Here is a 19,530-nt window from a genome sequence, read left to right as displayed (position 1 = left end):
ATAATCATCATAAGCAAATATAACAGAATTTTCTTAAGAAAATATACATGAGAAGAGGGTATGGGGAAGATCTATAGCATTCAGGGATGGTAAAAGAGATAGACGGCTTGGGCACTTTTTGCTCCGGTCGCAGCCTGTAGTTCCTCGATGGTTGCCCTTGACACCGCATCAGCCGAACCGAACTGTTTCAGCAGCTTGAATGCGGTTTTTTCGCCAATTCCTTCTATTGTTGTGAGTTCCGTTTGCAGTGTCCGTTCAGTCCTGAGTTTTCTGTGATAGGTGACGGCAAACCGGTGAGCTTCATCGCGAAGCTGCTGCAGCAGTTTAAGTGCCGGAGAGGTTTTTGGCAGATTGAAGGGGTCCGGGGCATGAGGGGTGAAAATTTCTTCAATGCGCTTTGCCAGCCCGATTACAGGGCAGGATATTCCGAGTGCATTGAGTGCTGTAAAGGCGGTATTGACCTGGCCTTTTCCCCCGTCAACAATAATCAGATCAGGCAGTGCGAGCTCTCTTGCAAGAGATCCGCCATACCGGCGATGGATAACCTCTTCCATAGCGGCATAGTCATCCGAACCTTGAAAACTTTTCAGTTTGAATTTTCTGTAATCGGATTTTTTGGGTTTTCCCTTTTCAAAGCAGACCATCGAACTGACATAATCCGTGCCCTGAAGGTGAGAGTTATCAAAACACTCGATCCGCTGAGGGATAACAGAGAGATGGAGCAGCTCCTTTAAAGCGATGAGGCCGTAGTGTTCTCTGGCTGCCTCCCCTCTCTTCTGTTTCTGGATCAGGTACTCCTCAAGATGGTGTCGCGCATTCTGGTGGCACATCTCCATAAGATGAGCTTTCTCGCCGATCTGCGGCACCAGGAACCGGATCTGCTTTTTCTCCTGTTTCTCCTCTTTCTGTTTTTCTGTCAGGAGTGCCCGCAGAGCACTCTCCTCCTCATCAGTGAGTGGTTTGCGGAGCAGAATCTCATCAGGAATCAGCTCAAGGGTCTCCAGGTAGTATTTTTCAAGCACTCTCGACTGCAGCACCTCCTCGCTCTCTCCACTTGTATTATTCATGTAGATACGCTGTGAGCCAAGCAGTTTTCCTTCCCGGATTTTAAACACCACCCCGCAGGCATCATCCTCTCCGGATGCAACGGCAAAAACATCCCGGTCGAGTGCGTCACCGGATACTACTTTCTGCCGTTCAGCATATCGTTTCAAGCTGTCAAGCTGTGCTTTCAGTTCTGCCGCCTGCTCAAACTTCAGTTCTGCTGCAAAGTACTGCATGCGTTCAGTGAGTGTTCTGATCATTGCGGAAGTCCTTCCTTTAAGCAGCCTGATGATCTCCCCTATCATGAGGAGGTACTCCTCTTCAGACTGAAGCCCTTCGCATGGGCCTTTGCATTTATGGATATGGTAGTCCAGACAGACCTTGAATTTATGTGCGGCAATATTTTCCGGACTCAATCGATGCTTGCAGCTCCGGATGGGAAAGATAGAGCCGAGCAGGTCAAGAATGGTTCGCAGTTGTCCTGCCTCGGTGTAGGGGCCGAACCAGGTTGATCCATCCCTTCTGACCTGACGGGTCAGAAAGATTCTTGGAAAAGGTTCATTGGTGATGACAAGGTAGGGATAGGTTTTATCATCTTTCAGATTAACATTGTAGCGCGGTTTCAGCTCCTTGATGAGATTGTTCTCAAGAATAAGCGCTTCGACTTCCGAAGAGGTTATGATGACCTCAAAATTGTCAATATGCGATACAAGGACAAGAGTTTTGCCGAACAGTTGCTGAGGATTTCTGAAATAGGAGCGTACCCTGTTCCGGAGGTTTTTTGCCTTTCCTACATAGATGACCCTCCCTTTGTCATTGATGAACTGGTAGACACCCGGTGAGGAGGGGAGGGAAGAGAGCTTCTCCTTCAGAATTTTTGCTCTGCCTTTATGTTCATCATGCTCATCATGATTAGCCATGATCAAATACGGTTGGAAAGTGATGTTCATTCCCGATGCCCGGGGTAAAAAAACAATAAATAAAAAAAGGGAAAGCCGCACGAAAGATGCGGCTTTCCCTTTAAAAAAAGAACATGCAGTTACTGGTGAATGCTACGCAATAACATCATATTCGCCTTTCAGAGCAAAGATCCCGAAGGTAATCAGGCTGAAAGCGATAATCGGCATAAGCACGACAATCACGATAGACCAGAATATCCAGTTCTCTTCACTGGGTTTTGCTGCGATCTCTTTCATCGCCTGCATGATCACAAGCGGGATAATTCCCACTCCCATGACCGTCCAGAGCAGTCCGAAAATTCTTTTTATTGCTGACATAATAGATTGATTTTAAATGTTCTTGATTACTCTACGTCAAGGTTGTTTGTCTTGTTTGATATGTATAGCGAACCGATGACAAAGCTGACGCCGGCAATCAGGATCGGGTACCAGAGACCGGCAAGCGGGTCGGCTGGAGGAAGATCCGCAGCGGGACGGGTTGCTTCAACAAGACGGGTCGAGATAAGCGGAACCAGACCGCCGAAGACGCCGTTGCCGATATGATAGGGCAGGGACATCGAGGTATAGCGGATACGGGTCGGGAAAATCTCAACCAGGAATGCAGCAATCGGGCCGTAAACCATGGTCACAAAAATAACCTGGATAAGAACCAGACCGATCATCTTGTAGTAAAGGTTCTGGGGAAGGGTTACTTCCTTCTTTGTTTCAGGTTTCAGCTTGTCTTTCGGCATTGCAGCTTTAACGGCAGGATCAACCGGAAACTTTTTCTTGACGGTCTCTTTGTAGCTGGTTCCGTCGGTATAAAGTTTGGTGGTGACGGAGGTGATCAGCGAGTCGGTACCTTTGACCTCATACTTCATCTTGTTGACCGTTTTGTCTTCGATCACCTCTTTGGTCTTGAGATTGGCATCGTTGTACATGATGGTATAGATCGGTCTGTAGGCTATAACAGCGATCAGCATACCGGCCATCATGATGTACTTGCGTCCGATCTTGTCGGAAAGAGCACCGAATACAATGAAGAATGGCGTTCCGATAAGCAGTGCTATAGAGATGATTATGTTGCTTTGTACAAACTCAATGTTACAGGCATTCTGCAGGAAGGAGAGTGCATAGAACTGACCGGTGTACCAGACAACACCCTGACCGGCGGTTGCGCCGAGCAGTGCGATAAGAACCATCTTCAGGTTGTCTTTCTGCTTGAAGCTCTCGGCCAGAGGATTTGCTGAGGTTTTGCCCTCTTTTTTCATCTTGGCAAAGAGCGGTGATTCCGACATTCTCATGCGGATAAAGATCGAAACGCCAACAAGGAGTGCGGAAAGAATAAACGGAATACGCCATCCCCAGTCGGTAAAGGTTTCAACACCGAGCATCTGGCGGACGGTAAGAATGACACCGAGTGCAAGGAAGAGACCAAGGGTAGCTGTTGTCTGGATAAAACTGGTCCAGAAGCCCCGTTTTCCTTCGGGTGAGTGTTCGGCTACATAGGTTGCCGCACCGCCGTACTCACCTCCAAGAGCAAGACCCTGCAGAAGCCGAAGAATAAAGACTATTGCCGGAGCAAAAAATCCGATTGTTTTATAACCGGGAACAAGACCGATGGCAAAGGTTGAACCACCCATGATAACAAGAGTAACAAGGAAAGTGTATTTCCTGCCGATAAGGTCACCGAGGCGACCGAAGAAAAGTGCACCGAAAGGTCTGATGACAAAACCGGCGGCAAATGTCGCCAGTGTGGCCAGCAGCGCGGCTGTCGGGTTGTCTTTGGGGAAGAACTGTTCGGAAATGATTTTTGCCAGAGTACCGAAGATATAAAAGTCATACCACTCGATGAGCGTTCCGACCGAAGACGCGGCAATAACCCGCCGGGTGCTGGACACCTCTTCGGTATGGGAAACGTTTGTGACATTTTGTGCCATAAAGGTTTTCTTTGAATGTTAAAAAAAAAATAGTTACAAGCTGTTTCTCAGGATGCCAGCGGCACGCTGTGACGATTACTTGATGAATTCGTGTTCGTTCTCCTTGACGATAAGCACCGGGCATGGTGCACGGCGAACGACATGTTCAGCAACGCTTCCGAGAATCATACGCTTCAGTCCGCGGCGCCCATGTGATCCCATCACAATGACATCGGCTTCCTTGCGTTTGGCATAGTCAATGATGCACTCTTCAGCAAATCCTTCATAAATGACATAGTCGGACACAATACCTGCCATCTGTTCTTCATCAATAAGCAGGGCAAGTTTTTTTTCAGCTTCGGCTCGTTCAGCATCCAGTCCATGTGAATAATTGATGGTTGGATCGTTTTCGATGACGCCGACCAGAAAGACCTCTCCGCCTGACAGTTTTGCAAACTCGTTGGCGTATTGCAACGACTTGCGAGACAGCTCAGAGAAATCAACCGGGCAGATGATTTTTTTAATTGTAATCATAGCTCCGCTATTGTTGTTTGGTTGTTGGAATGAAAATTATATAACAAGAACAGTTGAAAAATATTTTCCAGAAAATCGAGTTGTACCGAAAAAACGCCAGGGTATTCAATTATGAGAGACTGAACTCTCTATGCAAAAAATGAGAGTATACGTAGCGCAACAGAACAAAAGAGAGATGAGGGAAATCTCTTTATCTGTTAAATAAAATCAGGGTGAAGTAAAATGTGTGAGATTTGTTTCATACGGCACACATTTTTTGTAATACGAACTTAATAATATCTTTAAAAAAAAACAACACAACAATTGTTATGTAGTGCGGCTTTGTCATATTAATAAGCCGTTCGGGCAAGCAAAAAAAAGCCGCAGTTGCCTGCGGCTTTTTGGTCGAAAAGTACTGCTTAGAAGGTTACCGTCGCATAGAGCTCTGTGCGAAGCTGGTTGTTATTCACTGTGGCAGCTCCTACAACATCTTTTCCGCTTGCACGGTAGCGTATGGTTGGAGTCAGGCTCAGGGTTCCTGCTGCTGATTCATGCAGCTTGACGTTGTACTGTGCCCATACAAAGACGTTGTTGTAGGTTACATCTGCAGCAGGTGATTTGTCCTTGGTTCTGTTGTAGTCAACCCATGCCTTTACAGGACCTGATTCACCCTTTGCCCTGAGGAGATAGCCGTCATAGTCAACATTGGTTGCAACAAGGTTGCTCTCGCCTTTAGTGTCACGGCAGATGGTGTAGAAGCCGCTGAGGCCGATTTTGGACTTGCCGGCAGGAATCGTAACGTTGGCACCGGCTGTGTTCGGTGAAACCTTCTGATAGGTAACGCCTCTCACATCAGTCAGCGAGATGATTGCCTGCGGTTCGAATGTGACATCACCGAGAGTTGTTTTGTATGCAAGGTTCAGAGCATAGCCGTCATTGAAAAGACCGTCACCGGTAGCCGTTGTGTTTTCAGTGACTGAGTTGTTATCAAAAATAACAATGGTTGCATTCAGTTCGCCACCGCCGACCTTGGTGCCGTAGTTGACTCCAAATACGCGATCATAGTTCCAGGTTGCGACCGGGATATCAACTGCATAGATTCCTGCTGAGGTAAATGCAGTCGGAACAGGATAGAGGGTGATGTCATAAATCGGGTTATTGACGCTGTTCAGAGGAATGCGGCCAAGCATATAGTGGCAATCCTCAAGCATGCGACCGAAATAGAAATTTGAAACTTCAAGCGGATTTCTTTCACTGTTATTGGCTGCTACAGTCTGCCATCCACCGGCAACACCTTCGTTCTGTATCATAGCCTTGAAGAAATAGCCGCTGCCAAGGTCAGCAGCTGTATTCAAACGAACCCGGTACTGGGTTTTAAGATCTTTGTCGGTGGTTGAATTGTTCCACTGGCCCCTTTCACGAACTGCAGCATCGCCGCTGATTTTCAGTTCAGCAGATGCGGGTGATGCGTATGACAGTACTGCAAACATTGCAGCAAGTGATAGCATTTTTTTCATAACATTCTCCGTTAGGTTTGTGTGTGTGTGTGCTTTTTTACAGAAAAAATCCTACAATAATTATTCAATATAGTTCTGCAGAAGAAATCAAAAAAGAACTTTTTGGTAACAATATTTTCAATAATAATAAAAATATCTATCAGGGTCAAATGTTGATTGTGACAGAAGTACCTATTGTTAATATTTTATATTTTGACAATTCTGCTGCAGATCCTTTCATATCTCATTTATTTATTAAATAGAATAAGCGTAAAAAATAGACGGAATTTTTTTTTTGCTTTTTATAACTATGCAGTAATTAGCGCATGTCACAGGTAAGGCTCAGGGTCAGTGCTTTATGTATAAAGGATGGCGAGGTATTGCTTGTTGAACACAAAAGCTTTGCTCCGGATGATCCGAAGCTTCCTCCCAGTTACTGGATTCTGCCCGGAGGAGTTGTTGAGCGGGGAGAGACGCTTGAAGCGGCTGTTCAGAGGGAGATGATGGAAGAGACCGGTCTTGAGTGCAGTGTGGGTAACCTGCTGTTTATAAAGGAGCTGCTCTACCCCCATCCTGGAGTTTCGGCGCAGGGTACCCTACATCACTCGGTATCACTCGGGTTTTTTTGTGAGGTGACGGGAGGCCGGATGATAACCGGAAAGGATCCGGAATATCCTGATGACAAACAGGTGATTATAACGGTGAGCTGGATTCCTTTGCATGATATTGACCGTTATGATCTCTACCCCCCATTTCTTTCTGATTACATTCGCACTAAGTCGGATGCGGGGCTTGAAAATGCTGTACCCGAGTTTTTTGCTTCACCGGAATAAAAGAAGAAGTGAAAAGCAGTGGACGGAATGGACGAAGAAATTATGGACTGAGTGGACGTAGTGGACAAGAGAGAAGAGTTCTCGTCCACTATCTTCTTCTTCAGGGCACCTCTATAAATTGTCGTGAGCGGTTTGAGTGCGAGGCGGACGGAGCGCAGAAACCGGAATGTACACAGGAGTACTTGAGGATTTCGAGCACCGCCCAACGAAGCAATCGAATCGCGGAATAAATTGATAGAGGAGCCCTTCAGAAATCGATGATAATTCCTGCCGTACTGAAGCTCTCCGGGCGGTAGAAATACATGCCATGGCGGCTCATTCCGGAAAAATAGTTATAAGCGACCCGAACGTTTTCAAGACCAGCCGCCTTGAGTCGCACTCCCGCCTGGAGGTTCCATGTGCCTCTGTATCCTTTGGTTTCATTCAGGTTATCATGCCAGATCGGCAGTAATTTCAGATCAGCCGCCACATAGGTATTGCCCGGAGTGTTGAGTTCAGCGCCGGCCTGGAAAGAGTGCGGGCTGATGCCGCCGGGAATGGTGTGATAGACTAACTGGTAACCGGCATAGATACGGTTATTCGGCGAGCTCAATGCGAAAACGAGATTGATAAATTCCCGGCTGTAGGTGAAGGGGATAGGAAAGGGGCAGTCACCCTGAATCCACTGACCGGCAGCAGAATCGTAATGGCCATCTTCAAAATGGGCGGAGATATGGCTGAATCTGGCTCTTGCACTGAATTCATCAAAAGGAAGCCGGTCGCTGGTGATTGGCTTTTTCCAGCTTGTGTTGATACCGAAAATGTAGTCGATTGCATCAACCGGGAATTTGAAGCTTTCGCTCCGTCGCAGGCGGGAGTAGGTACCGAAATCAACCCCGACGGCAAAATCCCTGTTTTTACTCTGATAGAGATCTGCTGAGGAGCCGATGTCGAGCTGGAGCGTTCGGTCACTTAACGAAGGCATTACAGCTATTCTCGGCTCCATCGGATCGGCCTGAAGCGGGGTGAAGATTGTCTGAAAAGTCGGGTTAAGCAGTGGTTCTGCTTCTCCATTTTTTACAGAGATCAGGATCAGGAGTGCAAGCGTGAAGAATGCCGTGTAGTAGCGCCAGTAGTTGTTTTTCATGGTGGGGAGTTGTTGCATTATCGTATGGTATCCGGTCATGAAGATGATGTTTTATGATTCGGCTATCAGGGTGTTCAGCACCGCCATGCGCACGGCAACGCCGTTTGTTACCTGCTCAAGCAGCATGCTTTTTGAATATCCGGGGGGCTGTATGCGGTCAGCAACATGGTTGGATATCTCTATTTCGCGGTTTATCGGTCCGGGATGAAGTACAAGAAGATGTTTCTGAATCCTTTCGAGCCTTTCATCGCTCAAACCGTAGTGGACGGAATACTCTTCAAGAGAGGGCAGATAGCCTCCGGTTGCGCGCTCAAGCTGAAGGCGAAGCACGATAGCGGTGTCTGCCCATCCAATGGCTTCGTCAAGATCGGTGAACAGGGTTACTCCAAGTCTGTCGGGATCGGTAGGCAGCAGGGTCACCGGGCTGCAGAGTCCTACTTCTGCTCCGGCAGTCAGAAGTCCGAAGATGTTGGATCGTGCAACACGGCTGTGCAGAACATCGCCGATAATAATAACCTTAAGCCCGGCAATTGTTCCAAAATACTCCCGGAGCGTAAACATGTCGAGCAGAGCCTGGGTAGGATGTTCATGTGCGCCGTCTCCGGCGTTGATGACGTTTCCTGCCGTGATTCCTGTGATGAGATCCGCAGCTCCCGAAGAGGGGTGGCGCAGTACAAAGGCATCCACCTGCATCGCCTCAAGGTTTCTGATGGTATCGCTCAGTGTCTCTCCCTTGGTGACACTGCTTGAAGAGGCGCTGAAATTGAGTGTTCCTGCGCCAAGATGGCGTGCGGCTATTTCAAAGGAGAATCGGGTTCGGGTTGAGTTTTCAAAAAAAACCAGGGCAATGCGTTTGTTTTTGAGTGTGGCGTCAAATGAGGGTGAGCCGGTTATCAACTCTTTCTTGAACCCGGCAGCCATGTCGAGAAGTCCGGTGATTTCAGAGGCCGGAACGTTGCATAGTCCAGTTAGGTGCTTCAAATCCGACTTATAAATGTAGCTGTTCAAAAAGATTCTTTCCGCGAAGTTACAAAAAAATTGATGATCAAGAACTACCTTACCTGATGAGGTGTTCCGGAATTTTTATCCGGGCAGTTTTATCTGTTTATTTTGAACGAACCTTTGCTGAATGCCGTTATGCACGAGATGAGTATTGCGCTTTCAATTATTGAGGCAGTGGAGGCGAAAGCTCGCGAAGAGGGAGCCGAAAGGATTACCGGTATAGATCTGGTTGTCGGGAAACTGGCAGGTATTCAGCCTGAATCGTTGCGATTCTGTTTTTCGGCAGCGGCAAAAGGGAGTATGGCGGAGTCAGCACTGCTTCAGATAGAGGAACCTGAAGGTATCGGTGAGTGCCTGGAGTGTGGCCGGAAGTTTCCGGTTTCTTTTTATTATGCGGAGTGTCCCGACTGCCGTTCTCTGAAGATCGGGATTGTGTCGGGGGAGGAGTTCAGGATTCAGACAATTTCAATAGAGGAAGAGGGAGATTAATACCTATGTGCGATACCTGCGGCTGTTCAACCGAGGGCGGGGTGGTGCTCCGTAAGCCCGGTGAGACCGGTTACCATCTACATATCGTCGAGAGCGATCACGAAAGCGCTATCCATAGCCATGATGAGGCTCACAGTCATGACCACACGCATCACCATCACCATGAAGAGGGCAGCAACAGGAAGGTTCTGCTTGAGCAGGATGTTCTCCTGAAGAACAATCTTCTGGCTGAAAGAAACCGTGGATTTTTTGAGGCACGAAACATCTTTGCGCTTAATTTTCTGAGCTCTCCCGGTTCAGGAAAAACCACTCTGCTGGAAAAAATCATTCCCTTGATTCTTCCGCACTCTCCGGTTGCCGTTATAGAGGGTGACCAGCAGACCACCAATGATGCTGATCGGATTCATGCACTTGGAGTCCCGGTCATTCAGGTCAATACCGGTTCCGGATGTCATCTTGATGCGATGATGATCAACCGTGCAGTGAAGGAGCTTGAGTTGCAGAACAACTCTCTGCTTTGTATCGAGAATGTCGGCAATCTTGTCTGTCCGGCTATGTTTGATCTCGGAGAAGCACTGAAAGTGGTTGTTATCAGTGTTACCGAGGGTGACGACAAGCCGTTGAAGTACCCGAATATGTTTCATGAAGCGGATCTCTGCATTCTTAACAAAATTGATCTTCTTCCCTATGTTGATTTTGATGTCCGGAAGTGCAGGGAGAATGCTCTTCGTGTTAATCACCATCTCGAATGGATGGAAGTGTCAGCTAAAACCGGCGAAGGGCTTGAAGTATGGCAGCAGTGGATCGAAAGCAAACTGAAACAGCGCTGAATAGCGCGACTGTCGCCGTTGAAGAGAGGAGGCGTATCAGTATCAGTGGTATCGTGCAGGGGGTAGGGTTTCGGCCGTTTGTCTACCGCCTTGCAGTCTCGTCAGGGCTGAAAGGGTTTATCAGGAACACGCCATCGGGAGTATTGATTGAGGTGCAGGGTGCATCACCCCTTCTTGACCTCTTCAGCCATGCGGTTCGCCAGGATGCTCCTCCGCTTGCAAGGATAGAAACAGTGGAGGAGAAGCTCATTGATTCTCTCCCTGAAGAGAATTTTGTTATCGGATATTCCAGTGCCGGAAGTGAGGTAGAAACACTCATCCCGCCGGACATTGCTCTCTGCGAAGAGTGCCGGAAAGAGCTCTTCGATCCGGCAAACCGCCGGTTTCGATACCCGTTCATCAACTGCACCAACTGCGGCCCCCGCTATACCATAGTAAGCAGGCTTCCCTATGATCGTCCGTTCACCTCCATGCACACCTTTGCGATGTGCGGGGAGTGTGAGTGTGAGTACCGGGATCCACTTGACCGCCGTTTTCATGCGGAACCGACAGCCTGTCCGGTTTGCGGGCCGGCACTCCAGTTAGTTGATGCATCGGGCAGAACTTCTGTCGCTGATGATGTTCTGGCGGAAACCTCCACAATTCTCCGTAGCGGTGGTATTATTGCCCTGAAGGGAGTGGGGGGATTTCATCTGGCTGTTGATGCATCCAACGAGGATGCGGTCCGGCGGCTCAGAGCGAGAAAGGGTCGCGAGGCCAAACCTTTTGCCGTGATGATGCGTGACGCTGTGATTACTGGCAGATATTGCGAGCTGAGTGACGGTGAACTTGCTGCGCTTAACGCAGCGGAAGCGCCGATTGTACTCCTTAAAAAGCGGGATGGCACTGCTCTTGCACCCTCTGTGGCTCCAGAGAGTGACCGGCTTGGCGTTATGCTTGCGTATTCACCCCTGCATGCGCTTCTGTTCGACGGGAGTCCGGAGGTTCTCGTGATGACCAGCGCGAATTTCAGTGAGGAGCCTATTACAAGTGAAAATGATGATGCGGTCAAGAGACTCCAGGGTATTGCCGATGCCTTTCTTCTGCATAACCGGCCGATCTATCTGAAGTGTGATGACTCGGTAACCATTCACCTTTCGGGCAAGCTCCGACAGTTACGGCGAAGCAGAGGATATGTTCCCGCACCGGTCTACCTTCGGGAGAGTGGCCCCTCTGTTCTTGGAACCGGAGGTGAGCTGAAAAACACCATCGCTCTTCTGAAGGACTCCCATGCTATTCTGAGCCAGCATATCGGCGACATGAAAAACTTTGAGTCCTATCGTCATTTCGAACATGTTGCCCGCCATCTTCAGCATCTTTTTCAGGTATCACCCGAACTTGTGGTGCATGACCTGCATCCTGACTACATGACAACGCTCTGGGCAGCCCGGCAGGAACTCCCCCGGCTTGGTGTTCAGCATCATCATGCACACCTTGCATCCTGCCTTGCCGAACAGAGAGAGGAGGGACCGGCAATCGGGCTTATCCTTGACGGAACAGGTTACGGCTTTGACGGCAGGATCTGGGGCGGAGAGCTGCTTGTTGGCGACTGCGGCGGAGCTGAACGGTTTGCTTCCCTGGAACCCATGCCCCTGCCCGGTGGGGAAGCGGCCATCATGCAGCCATGGCGGGCTGCGGTCGGCTACCTGTTCAGAAGCTTTTCGGAGATGCCTGAACTGCCGTTTATGAAGGGGAGAAGCATTGAACCGGTAGTAGAACTACTCGAAAAGCAGGTTGGTATTTACGAAACATCGAGTTGTGGAAGACTGTTCGACGCCATTGCGGCTCTTTGTGGCTTGAAGGGAGAGATCAGCTATGAGGGAGAGGCCGCAGTTGCACTGACGCATGCAGCAGGGGGCAGCGCAGGCGACAGCGCATTCAGTTACGGGCTTCAGGAGGAAAACGGACGCTGGATCATGCTTGTTTCACCGATTGTCCGCGATGCGGCGGCAGCAGTACTCCATGGCGTGAGTGTTGCTGAAATCAGCCGCCGCTTCCACCGGACTCTTCTTGACTGTTTTCAGGAGATTATCGCCAGGGCTTCAATGGCAACCGGAATAAAAACCGTCGCCCTGAGCGGCGGAGTTTTCCAGAATGCGCTTCTTTTTGAAACATTGATCCGGGAGCTTGAAGCCGGAGGGTACCGGGTGCTTGCACACTCTCTTGTTCCCTCAAATGACGGAGGCCTCTCTCTCGGTCAGGCCATGATCGGCCGCGAATACCTCAAAGGAAACTATCGAGGAGTTCATTAGTTCTTCTCTCTTATTCTTTGTCCTTGCTGTCCCTGTAGTCCTTATTGTCCTTGTTTTATTATTATCTTTCCCCAATTAAACCAAACCAACAGCAGCAATGTGCCTCGCTATTCCCGGAAAACTTCTTGAAATCAGCTCTGAAAACGGCCTTAAAATGGGCACGATCGATGTGAACGGTGCCAGAACAAGAGCATGTCTTGAGTATGTGCCGGAAATTCAGGTTGGTAATTATACCATTGTCCATGCAGGGTTTGCCCTGAAAATCATCGATGAGGATGAAGCTGCAGAAAGCCTGAAACTCTGGGCGGAGCTGGTTGAGAAAGGGGCGTTTGAACCTCTTGAAGATTCGCCTTCATCCGGGGATGTTTGACGCAGGTTGTTATGAAATATATTGACGAATACCGTGACCCGCAGCTTGCCCGTAATCTTCTGGCCGCGATCCACAGAGTTACCACACGGCCATGGACCATCATGGAGATCTGCGGCGGCCAGACCCATTCGATTATCCGCAACGGCATTGATCAACTGCTGCCTGACGCCATAGAGCTGGTACACGGGCCGGGATGTCCTGTCTGTGTTACTCCGCTTGAATCCATTGAGCGGGCGCTTGCCATTGCCGCTGAAAAAGAGGTGATTTTTACCAGTTTCGGCGATATGCTCCGTGTTCCCGGCAGCTCAAGGGATCTCTTTATGGTGCGCAGTGAAGGAGGGGATGTGCGCATTGTTTTTTCACCGCTGGATGCCCTGCAGATAGCCCGCGACAATCCACAAAAAGAGGTGGTCTTTTTTGCGGTAGGCTTTGAAACCACGGCACCGGCCAATGCCATGGCGGTCTGGCAGGCCGCAAGAGAAGGTGTTGAGAACTTCAGTGTTCTGGTGAGTCAGGTCATGGTTCCACCGGCCATGCGGGCTATTCTCTCCTCTCCCGGAAACCGGGTTCAGGGCTTCCTTGCCGCCGGTCATGTCTGCGCTGTGATGGGATATGAAGAGTATGAGCCTGTAGCGCAAGAGTTTCATGTGCCGATTGTTCCTACCGGTTTTGAACCGGTTGATCTTCTTGCCGGAATTCTTGCAACGGTCGAACAGCTTGAAGTTGGCAGGGCGGAGGTGGTCAACCGCTACGCCCGGGTGGTGAGCCGTGAGGGGAACCGGGCGGCCACAGAGATTATCCGTAACGTGTTTGAGGTGATCGACCGGCAGTGGCGCGGTATCGGCATGATTCCGGCGAGCGGTTTTGGATTGAGAGATGCCTACGCTCGCTTTGATGCTGAAAAAAAGTTCAATGTTTCCCATATCTGTGCATCGGAATCACCGCTCTGCATGAGCGGTCGGGTTCTTCAGGGTGCGCTCAAGCCTGACGGGTGTCCGGCATTTGCAAAAGAGTGTACCCCTGAACATCCTCTCGGAGCGACCATGGTCTCTTCCGAAGGAGCGTGTGCCGCATATTATAACTATCACAGGAACTTCACTCCATGACAATTGCACCGGTCTGTCCGGCTCCCATTACACAGCATGAAACCGTCCAGATGGCGCATGGAGCGGGTGGAAGGCTGTCTCAGGTACTTATGCAGCGGGTATTCATGCCGCATCTGCACAACCATTTTCTTGATCTGCTTGACGATCAGGCAAAGCTTGATCTCCCCCCCGGTCGAACAGCCTTTTCAACCGATACCTATGTGGTGAGTCCGGTTTTTTTTCCCGGTGGCAATATCGGCGAGCTTGCGGTCAATGGTACGGTCAACGATCTGGCCGTAGGCGGTGCCCGGCCCCTCTACCTCAGCGCGGGCTTTGTGCTTGAGGAGGGGTTTCCGCTTGCCGATCTTGAAACCATTGTCATGAGTATGGCTGCAGCAGCCCTGAAAGCCGGAGTGATGATTGTCACCGGCGATACCAAGGTTGTCGGCAAAGGGCAGTGTGACAGGATCTTTATCAATACAGCGGGGGTTGGCGCCATCAGGGAGGGTGTGGATCTCTCCTGCCGCAACCTGAAGCCGGGGGACAGCCTCATTCTTTCAGGATCGGTCGGGGATCATGGCATGGCGATCATGACCTCCCGTCAAAATCTCTCATTTCAGTCGACAATCAAGAGTGACAGTGCTTCTCTTAACAGTATGATTGCTGAGGTTCTTGATGCTGTGCCCGGGGTTCATGCCATGCGTGACCCGACAAGAGGCGGTGTGGCCGCCACGCTTAACGAACTTGCCGCAGCCTCATCAGTCGGCATTGAGATCAACGAGACCGCCATTCCGGTAAAACCCGATGTGCGGGGAGCCTGTGAACTGCTCGGGATTGATCCTCTCCATGTTGCAAACGAAGGTAAACTGGTGCTGGCAGTTGCCTCAAAAGATGCCGACAGGGTTCTTGAGGTGATGCGCGCTACCGAAGAGGGTCGGGATGCCGTCATTATCGGCACGGTTGTTGACGACCACCACGGCATGGTAGTCATGCGAACCGCATTCGGCAGCCGCCGCATTGTCGATCTTCCCCTCGGCGAACAGCTTCCACGCATCTGCTGACTCCCGATCCTGTCGGGACTCCTGCCGACATGGCGCTCTTCCGGAGCTTTACCTGCACAGAGCTCACTATCTTATTGCGGGCATGAAGTCGATCATCTCCCCCTTCGTTTTGGGAATTTAAGCTGTTAAACCGTTGTTCGTATTATTTGTCATGATTTGGATCATAACGACAGATAATAAAGGGGAGGAGGTTATGAGCACTACAGCATTGTTGATTTTTATTTTGATCGGAGCATTGGCCGGCTGGTTGGCTGGTCTTATTGTGAAAGGGTATGGCTTTGGCCTTCTTGGTGATATTGTTGTTGGTATTATCGGAGCAATTTTAGGAGGGTACCTTTTCAGAGTGCTTGGAGTAAGTCTGGGCGGCGGTTTAGCTGGTATAATAGTGTCAGCAACGATAGGAGCTGTGGTGCTGCTGTTACTGATCAGACTTATCAGGCGGGCATGATTTTTATCTCTTGTTTTCCGTTTTTGTGAGGTTTTGCGTCTGGTTTTACGAGAGCTATATGAACAGTCTACGCAGTTCCGCAGAGCGGGCAGTGGGGGTCGCGGCTCAGTGGTACTTTGCGGATCTCTGTCGAGAGTGAGTCGTATGTCAGGAGTGTGTTGACGAGAGGTTTTCCGATGGAGAGGATATATTTTATTGCTTCGATAGCCTGCATGGAGCCGATGACGCCGGGGAGTGCTCCGATGGGGCCGGATGGTGTGGAGGCCGCAGGAACTCCCTCTTCATGAAAAACGCAGTGGTAGCAGGCGGTTTTTCCGGGATGAACCGTCATCATCTGGCCATAGAACTGCCGGATTCCGGCATGGGAGTAGGGCTTTGCCGCTTGGTGGCAGGCCTTTGCGATCAGGAACTTTGATTCGAAATTGTCCGTTGCGTCAAGCACAAAGTCGAAACCGGCAAGGAGTTCCGGGGCGTTCTCTTCGGTCAACCGGAAGGGGTAGAGTGAGAGGCGGATGTCAGGGTCAAGAGCGTTAATCCGTTCGGCTGCCGAGTTCACTTTCTCTTCTCCGAGTGAAGCTGTCGTATGCAGGATCTGGCGCTGCAGGTTGCTCAACTCCACCGTGTCGCCATCCATAATTCCGAGCGAGCCGATACCGGCTGCTGCGAGATAAAATGCCGCCGGTGAGCCAAGACCTCCGGCTCCGACCACGAGTACTTTTGCCTGTAACAGTTTTTCCTGCCCTGCTTCGCCAATCTCCTGAAGTGAGAGGTGGCGCAGGTAGCGCTGGCGCTGGTTATCGTTCAGTGGCATGCGTGCAGTTCCCCTCCTGTGTTAATGTGCGGCTTTGCGTACCTGAAGGCCCGTTGAAAACCGGTTCCCAGTTTTTAAATACCGGTTCAATCTCTCTTGCCCGGAGTGCGGCGCAGAACTCTTCTGCCGTGCGATCGTCAAACACATCGAACTGGCCCTTATCGGTGTTGTTTTCATCATAACCGCCAACTGTGGTTCGGCTTGCAATGCTCATGCGGGTTATGCCGAGTCCGGCCATGCCGTCACGGTAGGCTGCGCTCTCCCTCGTTGAAAGCACCAGTTCAACATCGGGCAGCGCAATACGGAAGGTAAAGATCATGCGGGCAAGAAAATGGTCATCAACCGGAAAAGGGGGCTCATAGCCTCCTGTTTGCGGCCTCATGCGGGGGAATGAGACCGAGATGCCTGCTCGCCAGTATGCCCGGCTGAGATGGCGCACGTGCCGGTAGAGCATCAGCGCGTCTTCCACCGGTTCCGACAGCCCGAGAAGGACACCGAGACCAACGGTTTTTATTCCCCCTTCCAGCGCTCTTGCAGGGGTTTCAAGCCGGTCAAGAAAATCCTTTTTCGGCCCCCAGCGGTGAAGCTCTTCATAGCGCTCACGGTTGTAGGTCTCCTGGTAGATGGTGATACCGGTACATCCGCACTCTGCAAGGGTGCGGTATTCAGCAACGCTCATGGGAAAGGCTTCGACCGAGACCCGCTGTGTGCTTCTTGCTGCAATTTCGACCGCCCGGCGCAGATAATCAAAATCGGCGGCTTTGGTCCGTTCACCGGTCAGGAGGAGTATATCGCTGATGCCGAGTTTTTTCATGGCGAGCAACTCCCGTTCGATCTCATCCGGCTCAAGCCGTCGGCGGAGGGTTGTTCGGTCGGAGGCAAAGCCGCAGTAGATACAGCCACTTGAGCAGTGGTTTGAGAGGTAGAGCGGTGCATAGAGCGAAATGGTGCGTCCGAAACGGCGCAGGGTGATCGCTTTTGACTCCGCTGCCAGTGATTCAAGTGAGAGTGGTGAAGAGGGCGAAAGCATAGCTGCAAGGGAAGCCGACTCCTGTTCGTTACTCAGCCATTCCGGTGCACTACTCATGCTTTTGCTCCGAGAAAAGAGGTGAGCGGGCTTGTTGCAATGGCGGATCCGCTTTTCTGCATCAGTCCGGCATTGAATCCCTTTCTTCCGGCAACAACCGCACCGGCAAAAGCCTCCGCCATCTGAGGAGGATTCGATGCTACGGCCACAGCACTGTTGACCAGCACGGCGGCGCATCCCATCTCCATCGCTGCAGCCGCTTCCGAAGGTGAGCGGAGTCCGGCATCAACGATGACCGGAATACCGCTTTCGCGGATGATGATATTGAGCATCTCTGCGGTAGCAAGTCCCTGTCCGCTGCCGATTGCCGAGCCGAGCGGCATGACTGAAGCACAGCCGACATCCTCCAGGCGTTTGGCCAGAACCGGGTCTGCTGATATATAGGGCATGACCAGAAATCCATCCTTGGCCAGAATACGGGCTGCCTCGTATGTTTCTATCGGGTCAGGCATCAGGTGCTGGGGGTTCGGGTGAATTTCAACCTTGATGAAGGGGCTTCCGGATAGTTCCCGTGCAATATGCGCTGCACGGACAGCTTCGGCTGCGGTCGATGCTCCCGATGTATTCGGCATCAGGGTTATTCCCGAAAGCTCTTTCAGAGGGCCGAAAAGATCGTCCTCAAGCTGTTCGCGGTTGAAACGCCGCAGTGCTACCGTGACAAGCTGGGTGCCGGAAGCCCGGACGGCTTCAAGCATAACTTTGGCGTTGCTGAATTTTCCTGTTCCGAGAATCAGGCGGGAGGTAAAGCTGTAAGAGCCTAACTGCAATAAGTCCATAACTGTTGTGTCTGTCTGAGGCAGGTTAGCCGCCGCCGGCAAAAATCAGTATCTCAACCCGGTCACCTTCCTGCAAGAGGTGCGTCGAGCGGTTTTCGGGGCGGACGCTCCGGTCGTTTACTAAAACTGCCACGTTTTTTCCGTCGGATCCGATGATTGAGAGCAGCCCGTTTACATCAGAACCTGAAGGGAGCTGCTCTTCCTTTCCATTCAGCTCAATAGTAATCATTTGTGCCATTTCTTTCATCGTCAAATTGATATGGGGATATCAAGGGCGTTCAGGAGGTCAGCTTCAAGATCAGCCGCATTTTCAAGACCGACAGAGAGCCGTACAAGATTGTCGGTACATCTTCTGCGCCGCCTCTCCTCCGGGGAAAGGGCGCCGAGTGTCATTTTCGGCGGTGAGGCGATGAGCGACTCCACTCCGCCGAGAGAGTCGGCAAGGATAAAGAGCTTCAGGTTTGCGGTCAGTGTTTTGACCGCCGGAAGTCCTCCTTTGAGTGCAATGGTCAGCATACCCCCGAATCCGCTCATCTGTTGCTTCGCAAGTTCATGCTGCGGGTGGGAGGGAAGACCGGGGTAAAAGACCCGCTCCACAGCCGGGTGTTGCTCAAGAACCCCGGCAAGATGGAGGGCATTTGCCTCGTGCTCCTTCATGCGGATTTTCAGGGTTTTCAGTCCGCGAAGGATAAGCCAGCAGTCCCAGGGAGCAGGTATCGCTCCGGCTGCAGCCTGATAATTTTTTATGATGGTATGCAGAGCAGGGTTCGAGGTTATGACCGCACCTCCGATCACGTCGCTGTGACCGCCCAGATATTTGGTGGTGCTGTGCACAACAATATCCGCCCCGAGGTCAAGGGGGCGCTGAAAGTAGGGGCTTGCAAAGGTGTTGTCAACGGCAACAAGAAATCCCTGCCTTTTTCCGAGCTCTGAAAGAGCGGTGATATCGGAAAGCTGAAGCAGCGGGTTGGAGGGAGTTTCCAGCCAGATCAGCTTTGTTTCCGGTGTTATGCAGGCAGCATAGCTTTCGGTGGTTTCGTTCTCCGCATAGGTTGTCGTTACCCCCCATGGACGAAGGAGCTGCTCAAAGATGCGGTAGGAGCCGCCATAGATATCGTTGCTTGCCACAACATGGTCGCCGGGTTTGAGCACCTGAAGTGCCGCCATGGTCGCAGCAACTCCCGAAGCAAACGCAAGCCCGAATCGGCCGTTTTCAAGCAGTGCAAGGGTTGACTCAAGCGCTTTTCTTGTCGGATTGCCTATTCTTGAGTAGAAAAAATCACGGTGATGCTCAAGGTCTTCCCGCTCGAAGGTTGATGTCTGGTAGACAGGAACGGTTACCGATCCGGTATGGGGGTCGGGAGCCTGACCGTCATGAATGGCTATGGTTTCAAACTGCATGTTGCTTTTT

General features: G+C 50.9%; 20 protein-coding genes. 8 read left to right on the top strand and 12 right to left on the bottom strand.

Annotated features, from left to right (window positions below; genetic code table 11):
- Positions 1–80 precede the first annotated feature (80 nt).
- The 5 genes from uvrC to CFERDRAFT_RS00420 all read right to left on the bottom strand — a co-directional run bounded on the left by uvrC (position 81) and on the right by CFERDRAFT_RS00420 (position 5,931).
- Positions 81–1,964, bottom strand: a complete 1,884-nt coding sequence (gene uvrC, locus CFERDRAFT_RS00440; protein ID WP_040432800.1) for an excinuclease ABC subunit UvrC — start codon at positions 1,962–1,964, stop codon at positions 81–83.
- Positions 1,965–2,096: 132 nt separating this feature from the next.
- The gene (locus CFERDRAFT_RS00435; protein WP_006365209.1) at positions 2,097–2,321 is read right to left on the bottom strand and encodes a DUF6814 family protein; all 225 of its coding nucleotides are present in this window, start codon (positions 2,319–2,321) and stop codon (positions 2,097–2,099) included.
- Positions 2,322–2,347: 26 nt separating this feature from the next.
- Entirely contained in the window at positions 2,348–3,922 is a 1,575-nt protein-coding gene (locus CFERDRAFT_RS00430; RefSeq protein ID WP_006365208.1) for an MFS transporter, read from the bottom strand.
- 75 nt (positions 3,923–3,997) lie between these two features.
- On the bottom strand, positions 3,998–4,435 hold the full coding sequence (locus tag CFERDRAFT_RS00425) for a universal stress protein (protein ID WP_006365207.1): 438 nt from the start codon (positions 4,433–4,435) through the stop codon (positions 3,998–4,000).
- Positions 4,436–4,833: 398 nt separating this feature from the next.
- Positions 4,834–5,931, bottom strand: coding sequence for a porin (locus tag CFERDRAFT_RS00420; protein WP_006365206.1), 1,098 nt, complete (start codon positions 5,929–5,931; stop codon positions 4,834–4,836).
- A gap of 305 nt (positions 5,932–6,236) precedes the next feature.
- Here CFERDRAFT_RS00420 and CFERDRAFT_RS00415 point away from each other — a divergent pair, with 305 nt between their 5' ends.
- Positions 6,237–6,743 (top strand): NUDIX domain-containing protein, encoded by a 507-nt coding sequence (locus tag CFERDRAFT_RS00415; protein ID WP_006365205.1) that lies wholly within the window; start codon positions 6,237–6,239, stop codon positions 6,741–6,743.
- Positions 6,744–6,990: 247 nt separating this feature from the next.
- Here CFERDRAFT_RS00415 and CFERDRAFT_RS00410 read toward each other — a convergent pair whose 3' ends face one another.
- Entirely contained in the window at positions 6,991–7,869 is an 879-nt protein-coding gene (locus CFERDRAFT_RS00410; RefSeq protein WP_156777947.1) for a DUF1207 domain-containing protein, read from the bottom strand.
- Positions 7,870–7,920: 51 nt separating this feature from the next.
- A complete protein-coding gene (locus CFERDRAFT_RS00405) occupies positions 7,921–8,850 on the bottom strand; it encodes an aspartate carbamoyltransferase catalytic subunit (protein ID WP_040432865.1) in 930 nt (309 codons plus the stop codon).
- 156 nt (positions 8,851–9,006) lie between these two features.
- On the opposite strand from CFERDRAFT_RS00405, the gene hypA reads away from it, so the two are divergent.
- The 7 genes from hypA (at position 9,007) to CFERDRAFT_RS00370 (ending at position 15,445) form a co-directional block, all read left to right on the top strand.
- Entirely contained in the window at positions 9,007–9,360 is a 354-nt protein-coding gene (hypA, locus tag CFERDRAFT_RS00400) for a hydrogenase maturation nickel metallochaperone HypA (RefSeq protein WP_006365202.1), read from the top strand.
- Positions 9,361–9,365: 5 nt separating this feature from the next.
- On the top strand, positions 9,366–10,190 hold the full coding sequence (gene hypB / locus CFERDRAFT_RS00395; protein WP_006365201.1) for a hydrogenase nickel incorporation protein HypB: 825 nt from the start codon (positions 9,366–9,368) through the stop codon (positions 10,188–10,190).
- Entirely contained in the window at positions 10,151–12,481 is a 2,331-nt protein-coding gene (gene hypF, locus CFERDRAFT_RS00390; RefSeq protein ID WP_006365200.1) for a carbamoyltransferase HypF, read from the top strand. Before hypB ends, hypF begins: the two co-directional genes overlap by 40 nt.
- Positions 12,482–12,578: 97 nt before the next feature.
- Positions 12,579–12,851, top strand: a complete 273-nt coding sequence (locus CFERDRAFT_RS00385; RefSeq protein WP_006365199.1) for a HypC/HybG/HupF family hydrogenase formation chaperone — start codon at positions 12,579–12,581, stop codon at positions 12,849–12,851.
- A gap of 11 nt (positions 12,852–12,862) precedes the next feature.
- Entirely contained in the window at positions 12,863–13,957 is a 1,095-nt protein-coding gene (gene hypD, locus CFERDRAFT_RS00380) for a hydrogenase formation protein HypD (RefSeq protein WP_006365198.1), read from the top strand.
- Complete coding sequence (gene hypE, locus CFERDRAFT_RS00375; RefSeq protein WP_006365197.1) at positions 13,954–14,997, top strand: hydrogenase expression/formation protein HypE; 1,044 nt, start codon at positions 13,954–13,956, stop codon at positions 14,995–14,997. The genes hypD and hypE overlap by 4 nt, the downstream gene beginning before the upstream one ends.
- A 193-nt stretch (positions 14,998–15,190) precedes the next feature.
- The gene (locus CFERDRAFT_RS00370; protein ID WP_006365196.1) at positions 15,191–15,445 is read left to right on the top strand and encodes a GlsB/YeaQ/YmgE family stress response membrane protein; all 255 of its coding nucleotides are present in this window, start codon (positions 15,191–15,193) and stop codon (positions 15,443–15,445) included.
- A gap of 67 nt (positions 15,446–15,512) precedes the next feature.
- On the opposite strand, the gene CFERDRAFT_RS00365 is transcribed toward CFERDRAFT_RS00370, so the two are convergent.
- From CFERDRAFT_RS00365 to CFERDRAFT_RS00345, 5 genes are read right to left on the bottom strand one after another with little or no spacing between them, the layout of a single operon-like run.
- Entirely contained in the window at positions 15,513–16,256 is a 744-nt protein-coding gene (locus CFERDRAFT_RS00365) for a HesA/MoeB/ThiF family protein (RefSeq protein ID WP_006365195.1), read from the bottom strand.
- On the bottom strand, positions 16,240–17,343 hold the full coding sequence (gene thiH, locus CFERDRAFT_RS00360) for a 2-iminoacetate synthase ThiH (RefSeq protein WP_050770592.1): 1,104 nt from the start codon (positions 17,341–17,343) through the stop codon (positions 16,240–16,242). Before thiH ends, CFERDRAFT_RS00365 begins: the two co-directional genes overlap by 17 nt.
- On the bottom strand, positions 17,340–18,119 hold the full coding sequence (locus CFERDRAFT_RS00355; RefSeq protein WP_040432799.1) for a thiazole synthase: 780 nt from the start codon (positions 18,117–18,119) through the stop codon (positions 17,340–17,342). The genes thiH and CFERDRAFT_RS00355 overlap by 4 nt, the downstream gene beginning before the upstream one ends.
- Before the next feature lie 25 nt (positions 18,120–18,144).
- Entirely contained in the window at positions 18,145–18,357 is a 213-nt protein-coding gene (gene thiS / locus CFERDRAFT_RS00350) for a sulfur carrier protein ThiS (RefSeq protein WP_332247997.1), read from the bottom strand.
- A gap of 11 nt (positions 18,358–18,368) precedes the next feature.
- Positions 18,369–19,520: a trans-sulfuration enzyme family protein gene (locus tag CFERDRAFT_RS00345; protein WP_006365193.1), complete on the bottom strand. Its 1,152-nt coding sequence runs from the start codon at positions 19,518–19,520 to the stop codon at positions 18,369–18,371.
- Positions 19,521–19,530: the final 10 nt, after the last annotated feature.

This window comes from Chlorobium ferrooxidans DSM 13031, assembly GCF_000168715.1.
Lineage (GTDB): Bacteria > Bacteroidota > Chlorobiia > Chlorobiales > Chlorobiaceae > Chlorobium > Chlorobium ferrooxidans.
Note: the sequence above shows the minus strand (reverse complement) of the source record. Positions and strands in the feature narration are given on the sequence as shown.